Consider the following 8,804-nt stretch of genomic DNA (forward strand, 5'->3'; position numbering starts at 1 on the left):
CGGCCCGTCGCGACGCCCGCGCCGCGTCGCCGCTCGCGCCGCCGCCGGGCCGCGTCGGTCGGCTGGGGCGTGCTCGCCGTGCTCGTCGCGGCGGCGTTCGCGTTCCCCGTCTACTGGATGGTCAACACCTCGTTCCTGCCGACCAACCTCATCTCCGGCCCCGACCTGCACCTGTGGCCCGACGCGTTCACGCTGCGCAACTACGAGACCGCGATGTTCCGGCAGGTGCGCTCGCCGTTCGTGCCCGCGCTGGGGAACTCGTTGCAGGTGACGTTCCTCGTGCTGGTCGCGGCGATGCTGCTCGCGTTCGCGGCGTCGCTCGCCGTCACGCGGTTCCGGTTCCGCGGCCGGCGCGCGTTCGTGCTGTCGATCCTCGTGGTCCAGATGATCCCGGCCGAGGCGATGATGATCTCGGTGTTCCAGATGATCGACTCGGCCCAGCTGCTCAACACGGTCGTCGGCCTGGGCGTCGTCTACCTCGCGGGCGTGCTGCCCTTCACCATCTGGACGCTGCGCGGCTTCGTCAACGGCGTGCCCGTCGAGCTCGAGGAGGCCGCGATGATCGACGGCTGCTCGCGCCCCCGCGCGTTCTGGAAGGTCACGTTCCCGCTGCTCGCGCCCGGGCTCGTCTCGACCGGCGTGTTCGCGTTCCTGCAGGCGTGGAACGAGTTCATCATGGCGCTCATCATCATGACCCGCCCCGAGTCCATGACGCTGCCGGTGTGGCTGCGCACGTTCCAGCAGGCGACCAAGGCGACCGACTGGGGGGCGCTCATGGCCGGCTCGGTCCTCGTCGCGGTCCCGGTCGTCGTGTTCTTCCTGATCGTGCAGGGACGCATGACCGGCGGGCTCGTGTCCGGGGCGGTGAAGGGCTGAGCCATGGAGAGCACCACCCTGGGGGGGACCACGGGCGTGCCCGCCGCGCCGCCCGACCCGCGCGGACCCGGCTGGTCCGTCGGGGTCGACGTGGGCGGCACCAAGGTCCTCGCGGCGCTGCTCGACCCGGCGGGGCGCGTCGCGCGCACGCACCGCGCGGCCACGCGCCCCGGCCCGGACGGCCTCGTCGACGTCGTCACGACCGCCGTGCGCACCCTGACCCGCGCGCACGGCGTGCCCGTCGAGCGCCTGGCGGGCACCGGGGTCGGCGTGCCGGGCGTCGTCGACCCCGTCACGGGCACGGTCGAGCACGCCGTCAACGTGGGTGTCGCGCAGCCGTTCGCGCTCGCCGCCGCGGTCGCGTCGGTGCTGGGCCCCGCGGCGCGCGTGCGCGTCGAGAACGACCTCAACGCCGCCGTGCTGGGTGCCGCGCACACGGTCGAGCCGGGTGCGACGGCGCGCGACGTGGCCTTCCTCGCGCTGGGCACGGGCGTGGCCGCGGGTCTGCTGCTCGACGGGACGCTGCGCCGCGGGTCGCACCGGGCCGCGGGGGAGGTGGGGCACCTCACGCTCGTGCCGGGCGGGCTGCCGTGCAAGTGCGGACAGGCGGGGTGCATCGAGCAGTACGCGTCGGGCAGCGCGCTCGACGCCGCCTGGCCGTCGCCGGACGCGCGACCGGCTCCCGTCGCGCTGCTCGACGCCGCCGACGCGGGCGACGCGCGCGCTGTCGCGGTGCGCGACCGGTTCGTCGGCGCCGTCGCGGTCGCGGTCCGGGTCCTGGTGCTCACGTGCGACGTCGACCGCGTCGTGGTGGGCGGCGGCGTGAGCCAGCTCGGCACGCGGCTGCTGGACCCGTTGCGCGCCCAGCTCGCGCGCGAGGCGGCGGCGTCGCCGTTCCTGGCGTCGCTGGGGGTGACCGACCGCGTGCACCTGGCACCGCGGGACGTACCGGTCGCGGCCGTGGGCGCCGCGCTGGTGGGACGAGGGGAGCACGTCTGATGGAGGTCGTCATCGCGCCGGGTGCCGAGCTGGCCCGGCTGGCCGCGGACGCCGTCGAGCGGCTGCTCACGGCGCGGCCCGACGCCGTGCTGGGCCTGGCCACCGGATCGAGCCCGCTCGCGGTGTACGACGAGCTCGCGCGTCGGCACGCCGAGCGCGGCCTGTCGTTCGCGCGGGCCCGCGCGTTCCTGCTCGACGAGTACGTCGGGCTGCCCGCCGACCACCCCGAGCGGTACCGCAACGTCATCGACGCCGAGCTCGTGGCGCGCGTCGACCTGCGGCCGGAGGCCGTGCAGGGGCCCGACGGGCTGGCCGACGACCTGCCGGCGGCGTGCGCGGCGTACGAGGCGGCGATCGTCGACGCGGGCGGCGTCGACCTGCAGGTCCTCGGCATCGGGACCGACGGCCACGTCGCGTTCAACGAGCCCGGGTCGTCGCTCGCGTCGCGCACGCGCATCAAGACGCTGACCCGGCAGACCCGTGAGGACAACGCGCGGTTCTTCGACGACGACGTCGAGCGCGTCCCCACGCACTGCCTCACGCAGGGGCTCGCGACGATCTCGGCGGCGCGGCACCTGGTGCTGCTCGCGCAGGGCCGCCACAAGGCCGAGGCCGTGCACCAGCTGGTCGAGGGGCCGGTGAGCGCGCTGTGGCCCGCGACCGTGCTGCAGCTGCACCCGCACGTGACGGTGCTGGTCGACGAGGCCGCGGCGAGCCGCCTGCAGCTCGCGCACTACTACCGCGAGACGTACGCGGCGAAGCCCGTCTGGCAGGCGCTGTGACGGGTCGGCTCAGACGGTCGGCGGCTCGTCGCCGGTCGTGAGGGCGCCGCGCACGAGGGCCACGGCCTCGTCGGTCGAGAGGCCCGCCGCGCGCGCCGCTCGCGCGTAGTCCGCCGCCGCGCGCCGTGCCTGCGCCTGGGCCGGGGCCGCGTCGGCCGCGACGACCGTGCCGCTGCGCCGCCGCGTCACGACGACGCCGGCCTGCTCGAGCTCGCGGAACGCGCGCGCGACCGTGCCGGGCGCGAGCCCGAGGTCGGTCGCGAGCGCGCGGATCGTGGGGAGCCGGTCGCCGGGCCGCAGCCGGCCGGTGGCGACGTGGCCGACGACCTGCGCGCGCACCTGCTCGTAGACGGGGACGCCCGACGTGAGGTCGACGTCCAGGCGCACGCTCACGCCGCGACCGCCGGGGCGGTCGCGCGGGCGGCGCGCGCCAGCCCGACGGCCGTGAGCGCGACGGTCGTCAGCGCGACGAGCGGTGCCGCGACGAGCGCGGCCCAGCCGAGCCCCGCGGTCAGCGGGTCGGTCACGGTGGTCCACACGTCGTCGACCGCGTACGCGCCGTGCGCGACGTTGCGCAGCGCCTGACCGGCGAGCAGCAGCACGCCGGCGAGGGTCGCGCCGACCACGAGCTGGACGCCCGCCAGGACGCGCCCGCCGGAGGCGACCCGCAGCGCGTCGTCGTCGGCGGTGGACACGCCCTCGACCGCCGGGCGGCGCGCGACCAGGTGCAGCACGCCCGCGGCGCCGGCGGCCACGAGCAGCGCACCCAGCGCGAGCGGGACCGCGTAGGGCGGGCCGGGGTAGGGGCCCGCCTCCGCGGTCAGCTGTGCGTCGAGCGTGCGGCTGACCGAGCGGCCGTCGGCCGTGGCGGTCAGGCCCGTGCCGAGCAGGACGAGGAGCAGCGTGGCGGTCCACGTCGCGAGCGCGACGCGCAGCGCGCGCGGCGCGACGTCGCGCGCCGTGCGGGGCACGAGCGAGGCGCGCCGCCGGGCGCCGGTCGGCCGCGGCCAGGTGCGCTCGCCCACGGCTGCGGCGAGCAGGAACGCGGTCCCGGCGGCGGCCGGGACGCTGCCGAGCAGCACGCCGCCCGCGGAGCCCGCGGGGGCCGCGGGCGGCAGGGCCGCGGCGACGACCGCGAGCGCGCCCCAGGCGATCACCGCGACGGCGCCGGCGTGCCGGCGCGCGCGTGCGTGGGCGGCGGGCGAGGTCACGACGTCGGTGAGGTCGGTCGCGGGCTGCCGGCGTGGCGCGAGCGCGGCGACGAGGGCGGCGAGGAGCGCCACGAGGACGACGACGGGCAGCAGGGCGGTGAGGTGCACGGGGCTCCGATCAGTGAACCGATGTGTCAATACATTGACACAAACCCGCTTGCGCCGTCCAGCGGCGCCGACGCACGGCGCACGGCCGGGACGTCGGACCCCCGACGTACGATGGACCCATGAGCGAGCCGACCACGCCGTCCGGACCCGACGACCCGTTCGGCACCCAGGGCGGCACGTCGGTCCTCGAGCGCACCGAGTCCCAGGAGCAGGTCGAGCCGGGCGACCACGAGCGCTTCGCGCACTACGTGCGCAAGGAGAAGATCATGGAGTCGGCGATGTCCGGAAAGCCGGTCGTCGCGCTCTGCGGCAAGGTGTGGGTCCCCGGCCGCGACCCCAACAAGTTCCCGGTCTGCCCGGTCTGCAAGGAGATCTACGAGGGCCTGCGCGAGCCGCAGGACGGTGACGACCAGGGCTCCGGCGGCGGGGGAGGCCGCGGGTTCTTCGGCTTCGGACGGGGCAAGGGCTCCGGGTCGGGCGGCGCGTGAGCGCGGCACGCCGCCCCGTCGCCACCGGTCCCGCCAGCACCCCGCAGCACCCCTCGTCGTCGGCAGCGTCGCAGCTGCCGCCGGCGTTCCCGGCGCGTGCGCCGTGGGGTGCCGCCGGGAGCCTGCGCGCCTGGCAGGCGGAGGCCATCGACCTCTACCGCGAGCGCAGCCCGCGGGACTTCCTCGCCGTCGCGACCCCCGGCGCCGGCAAGACGACGTTCGCGCTGCGCATCGCCACCGAGCTGCTCGAGTCGCGCACCGTGCGCCGCGTGACGGTCGTCGCGCCGACCGAGCACCTCAAGAAGCAGTGGGCCGACGCCGCCGCGCGCGTCGGGATCCGCCTCGACCCGCGGTTCTCGAACGCGCAGGGGCGCCACGGCGCGGGGTACGACGGCGTGGCCGTGACGTACGCGCAGGTCGCGAGCAAGCCCGCGCTGCACGCCGCCCGCACGACCGCCGACCGCACGCTCGTCATCCTCGACGAGGTGCACCACGGCGGCGACGCGCTGTCGTGGGGCGACGCCGTCCGCGAGGCGTTCGAGGGTGCGACCCGCCGGCTCGCGCTGACCGGCACGCCGTTCCGCTCCGACACCGCGGCGATCCCGTTCGTGCAGTACGCGCCCGACGCGCAGGGCATCCGCCGCTCGGTCGCCGACTACACCTACGCGTACGGCGACGCGCTGCGCGACCACGTCGTGCGCCCGGTGATCTTCCTGTCCTACTCGGGCTCGATGCGCTGGCGCACCAAGGCGGGCGACGAGATCTCGGCGCGCCTCGGCGAGCCGCTCACCAAGGACATGACGTCGCAGGCGTGGCGCACGGCGCTCGACCCGAACGGCGAGTGGATCCCCTCGGTGGTCGCCGCGGCCGACCGGCGTCTCACCGAGGTGCGGCGCGCCGTGCCCGACGCGGGCGCCATGATCATCGCGACCGACCAGACCGACGCGCGCGCCTACGCCGGGCACATCGCCCGGATCACGGGGGAGTCGCCCACGATCGTCCTGTCGGACGACGACGGCGCGAGCGACCGCATCGAGGAGTTCGCCGCGAGCGACTCGCGCTGGCTCGTCGCGGTCCGCATGGTGTCCGAGGGCGTCGACGTGCCGCGCCTCGCGGTGGGCGTGTACGCCACGAGCACCGCGACCCCGTTGTTCTTCGCGCAGGCGGTCGGGCGTTTCGTGCGCGCGCGCAAGCGCGGCGAGACCGCGTCGGTGTTCCTGCCGAGCGTGCCGCAGCTGCTCGAGCTCGCCGCGAGCCTCGAGGTCGAGCGCGACCACGCGCTCGACAAGCCGACCACCGGCGACGAGGACCCCGAGGCCGACCTGCTCGCGCTCGCCGAGCGCGAGCAGAAGAGCGAGGACGCGGTCGGCGGCGACGGCGTCGTGGGCGCGTTCGAGGCGCTCGAGGCGCAGGCGTCGTTCGACCGCGTGCTGTTCGACGGCGGCGAGTTCGGGACGGGCGCGGAGGTCGGCTCGGACGAGGAGCTGGACTTCCTCGGCCTGCCGGGCCTGCTCGACGCCGACCAGGTCACGACGCTGCTCCGGCAGCGGCAGGCCGCGCAGCAGGGCGCGCGTCGCACGCGCGAGGCGCCCGCGCCGGAGGTCGTCGACCACCGCAAGCAGGCCGAGCTGCGCAAGGAGCTCGCGCAGCTCGTCGGCGCGTGGGCGCGTCGCAGCGGGCAGCCGCACGCGACCGTGCACGCCGAGCTGCGGCGGCGCTGCGGCGGCCCCGAGGTCGCGCTCGCGGCGCCCGACGAGCTGTCCGCCCGGATCGCGATGCTGCGCGGCTGGTTCGTGGGCAAGCGCTGAGCTCACCCTGACCTCGGTGCTGATCTCACGATGTGGACTATGAGAGCAGCATGAAACCGCAGGTCAGCGCACTGGACGCGTGCTCACATAGCAGCGGGTCTTGACGGCGCAAGTCGACCGTTCGACGTGCTGACCGCGGCCCGCGGTGTCACGCTCTTTCCGTGACAAACCCGGCCCGGGTCCCCCCGGTGCCGCACTCGGAGAGAGCCCGGCGGTCCGCCGCCGGAGCTCGTGTGAAAGAGGTGTCCACATGCCCGCATGGCTCATCCTCATCCTCGTCGGTGTCGTCCTCGTCGTCCTCGGCGTCGCGACCGGCATCGGTCAGTTCCTCATCTGGATCGGCGTCGCCGTGCTCGTCGTCAGCCTGATCCTGGGGCTCGTCGGCCGCGGTCGTTCGAGGGTCTAAGAGCCGCCGCGCACGGCCGGCACCCCCTCCGCCGGTCGTCCGCACACCGGGCCGGGACGCGACGCGTCCCGGCCCGGTCGCACGTCCGGGGTCGGTCGACCCGCCCTGCCGACCGGGCGGGGGGCCCGGGCGCTCAGCCCAGCCGGAGCTCGACGGTCGGCACCGCCGCCTCGTCGGCCGACAACCGGCGCGCACCGCGCGGCAGCTCGTCGCGCGACGCGTGGTGCCGCTCCGTCGCGGCCCGCACGCCCGCCGCGGCGGTCAGCCCCGGCTGCACCTCGCCCTCGACGACGAGCGGCACGTGCAGCGGGCGCAACGACGGGTCACCGCCCGCGGACCGCGCAGCCGTCCACCCCGCCACGGCCTCGTCGGGGCCCACCACGAGGACCTCCTCGACCGCGCGGCCGTCCGGCCCGAGCCGCCGCGCCGCGGCCTTGCGCCCCCCGACGCTCACCTTCGACCGCGACGCCTTCGCGACCGGCTCGAGCTCGCCGCTCGCGCCCTCGCGCGCGACGAGCTTGTAGACCATGCCGCACGTCGGCGCCCCCGACCCCGTGACGAGGCTGGTCCCCACGCCGTACGAGTCGACCGGTGCGGCCGCGAGCGACGCGATCGCGTACTCGTCGAGGTCGCTCGTCACGACGATCTGCGTGCCGTGCGCACCGGCGGCGTCGAGCTGTGCGCGCACCTCCTGCGCGAGCGAGCCCAGGTCGCCCGAGTCGAGGCGCACGGCGCCCAGACCCGTGCCCGCGGCGGCCAGCGCGCACTCGACCCCGCGGTGCACGTCGTACGTGTCCACCAGCAGCGTCGTCCCGGGGCCCTGCGACCGGACCTGCGACGCGAACGCCGCCTCCTCGTCGTCGTGCAGCAGCGTGAACGCGTGCGCCGCGGTGCCGATCGTCCGCAGGCCGTACCGGCGGCCCGCCTCGAGGTTCGACGTCGCCGCGAAACCCGCCACCGCGGCGGCCCGCGCGGCCGCGACCGCCGCGTCCTCGTGCGCGCGCCGCGCGCCCATCTCGAGGCACGGGCGGTCCACGGCCGCGCTCGTCATGCGGGACGCCGCCGACGCGATCGCCGAGTCGTAGTTGAGCACCGAGAGCACGAGCGTCTCGAGCAGCACCGCCTCCGCGAACGTGCCCTCGACCACCCACACGGGCGACTGCGGGAAGAACACCTCGCCCTCGGCGTACCCGACGACCGAGCCGCCGAACCGGTACCCCGCGAGGAACTCGAGGGTCGCGTCGTCGACGACGCGCTCGTCGGCGAGCCAGTCGAGCTCCGGCGTCCCGAACCGGAACGACGCGAGCTGCTCCAGGACGCGTCCCGTCCCGGCGAGCACGCCGTACCGGCGCCCCGCGGGCAGCCGGCGCGTGAACACCTCGAACACGCAGCGCCGGTGCGCCGTGCCGTCGGCCAGCGCCGCCTGCAGCATCGTCAGCTCGTACCGGTCCGTGAGCAGCGCGGTGCTGCCCGACCCGACGGCCGCGACGGCCGGGGTGACGTGCGGGGGCGTGCCGGGGCGCGAGTCGTCCATGCCGCCAACGTAGACGTCCGCAGGTCGGAGCGACATCCGCCGCCGCGGTGCGCCGCACCTACAGTGGACGCCGTGCCTGCGACGACCGCCCCCGACACACGTGAGCAGGTGGACGAGGCGTCGTCCACCGCGGACGCGTGGGTGACGATCGTCTGGAACGACCCCGTGAACCTCATGTCGTACGTCACCTACGTGTTCCAGACGTACTTCCGGCACCCCCGCGAGAAGGCCGAGCGGCTCATGCGGCAGGTCCACGAGGAGGGGCGCGCGGTCGTCTCGACCGGCAACCGCGAGGCCATGGAGGTCGACGTGCAGGCCATGCACGGGTACGGGCTGTGGGCGACCCTGCAGCGCGGAGGGCAGTGATGCGGGCGTTCCGCCGCCAGAAGGGGCGCTACGTCGCGCGGCTCGACGCGGGCGAGCGCGCCGTCGTCGCGTCGGTCGTCGCCGACGTCGCCGAGCTGCTCGGCGCGGGCCGCTTCGAGGACGGCCCGCCGCCGGCGGCCGGGCCCGACGCGGGACCCGACGGGAGCCCGGGCGGCGCGCCCGACGTGGGGGCGTGGCAGGTGCGCACCGCGCCCCTGCCGCCGCC

11 protein-coding genes are annotated in these 8,804 nt (G+C 76.1%); 8 read left to right on the forward strand and 3 right to left on the reverse strand.

Annotation, left to right across the window (positions count from 1 at the left end):
* The 3 genes from CS2_RS16595 to nagB all read left to right on the forward strand — a co-directional run.
* Window positions 1–876 (forward strand): carbohydrate ABC transporter permease (locus CS2_RS16595; protein ID WP_070320812.1); only part of this gene is annotated, 876 nt, incomplete at its 5' end.
* Window positions 877–879: 3 nt separating this feature from the next.
* Window positions 880–1,875, forward strand: a complete 996-nt coding sequence (locus tag CS2_RS16600) for an ROK family protein (RefSeq protein WP_082740319.1) — start codon at window positions 880–882, stop codon at window positions 1,873–1,875.
* On the forward strand, window positions 1,875–2,657 hold the full coding sequence (gene nagB, locus CS2_RS16605) for a glucosamine-6-phosphate deaminase (RefSeq protein WP_070320813.1): 783 nt from the start codon (window positions 1,875–1,877) through the stop codon (window positions 2,655–2,657). Before CS2_RS16600 ends, nagB begins: the two co-directional genes overlap by 1 nt.
* A 9-nt stretch (window positions 2,658–2,666) precedes the next feature.
* On the opposite strand, the gene CS2_RS16610 is transcribed toward nagB, so the two are convergent.
* Together CS2_RS16610 and CS2_RS16615 are read right to left on the reverse strand one after the other, a co-directional pair.
* Complete coding sequence (locus tag CS2_RS16610; RefSeq protein WP_046527990.1) at window positions 2,667–3,050, reverse strand: GntR family transcriptional regulator; 384 nt, start codon at window positions 3,048–3,050, stop codon at window positions 2,667–2,669.
* Window positions 3,047–3,976, reverse strand: coding sequence for a hypothetical protein (locus CS2_RS16615; RefSeq protein ID WP_070320814.1), 930 nt, complete (start codon window positions 3,974–3,976; stop codon window positions 3,047–3,049). The genes CS2_RS16610 and CS2_RS16615 overlap by 4 nt, the downstream gene beginning before the upstream one ends.
* Before the next feature lie 119 nt (window positions 3,977–4,095).
* Between CS2_RS16615 and CS2_RS16620 the strand changes: the two genes are divergently transcribed.
* From CS2_RS16620 to CS2_RS18920, 3 genes are all read left to right on the forward strand, one after another.
* Window positions 4,096–4,464 carry a DUF3039 domain-containing protein gene (locus CS2_RS16620; protein ID WP_070320815.1) on the forward strand — a complete coding sequence of 123 codons (369 nt, stop codon included), beginning with the start codon at window positions 4,096–4,098 and terminating at the stop codon, window positions 4,462–4,464.
* Window positions 4,461–6,272 (forward strand): DEAD/DEAH box helicase, encoded by a 1,812-nt coding sequence (locus CS2_RS16625; protein WP_070320816.1) that lies wholly within the window; start codon window positions 4,461–4,463, stop codon window positions 6,270–6,272. Before CS2_RS16620 ends, CS2_RS16625 begins: the two co-directional genes overlap by 4 nt.
* 250 nt (window positions 6,273–6,522) lie before the next feature.
* The gene (locus CS2_RS18920) at window positions 6,523–6,678 is read left to right on the forward strand and encodes a hypothetical protein (protein WP_156442182.1); all 156 of its coding nucleotides are present in this window, start codon (window positions 6,523–6,525) and stop codon (window positions 6,676–6,678) included.
* 133 nt (window positions 6,679–6,811) lie between these two features.
* Here the strand turns inward: CS2_RS18920 and CS2_RS16630 are convergent, their stop codons facing one another.
* The gene (locus CS2_RS16630; RefSeq protein WP_070320817.1) at window positions 6,812–8,212 is read right to left on the reverse strand and encodes a nicotinate phosphoribosyltransferase; all 1,401 of its coding nucleotides are present in this window, start codon (window positions 8,210–8,212) and stop codon (window positions 6,812–6,814) included.
* A 72-nt stretch (window positions 8,213–8,284) separates the two neighbouring features.
* On the opposite strand from CS2_RS16630, the gene clpS reads away from it, so the two are divergent.
* Window positions 8,285–8,578, forward strand: a complete 294-nt coding sequence (gene clpS / locus CS2_RS16635) for an ATP-dependent Clp protease adapter ClpS (protein WP_046530418.1) — start codon at window positions 8,285–8,287, stop codon at window positions 8,576–8,578.
* The coding region (locus CS2_RS19350; protein ID WP_501161970.1) for a DUF2017 family protein at window positions 8,578–8,804 on the forward strand (227 nt) is incomplete at its 3' end. The genes clpS and CS2_RS19350, both read left to right, overlap by 1 nt.

The sequence above is a fragment of the Cellulomonas iranensis NBRC 101100 = JCM 18110 genome (assembly GCF_001552375.1).
GTDB lineage: Bacteria > Actinomycetota > Actinomycetes > Actinomycetales > Cellulomonadaceae > Cellulomonas > Cellulomonas iranensis.

Excerpts from the sequence above, each read along its gene's own strand:
- CS2_RS16600 (WP_082740319.1), top strand. The coding sequence starts at position 880 with ATGGAGAGCACCACCCTGGGGGGGACCACGGGCGTGCCCGCCGCGCCG.
- nagB (WP_070320813.1), top strand. The coding sequence starts at position 1,875 with ATGGAGGTCGTCATCGCGCCGGGTGCCGAGCTGGCCCGGCTGGCCGCG.
- CS2_RS18920 (WP_156442182.1), top strand. The coding sequence starts at position 6,523 with ATGCCCGCATGGCTCATCCTCATCCTCGTCGGTGTCGTCCTCGTCGTC.
- CS2_RS16630 (WP_070320817.1), bottom strand. The coding sequence starts at position 8,212 with ATGGACGACTCGCGCCCCGGCACGCCCCCGCACGTCACCCCGGCCGTC.
- CS2_RS16620 (WP_070320815.1), top strand. The coding sequence starts at position 4,096 with ATGAGCGAGCCGACCACGCCGTCCGGACCCGACGACCCGTTCGGCACC.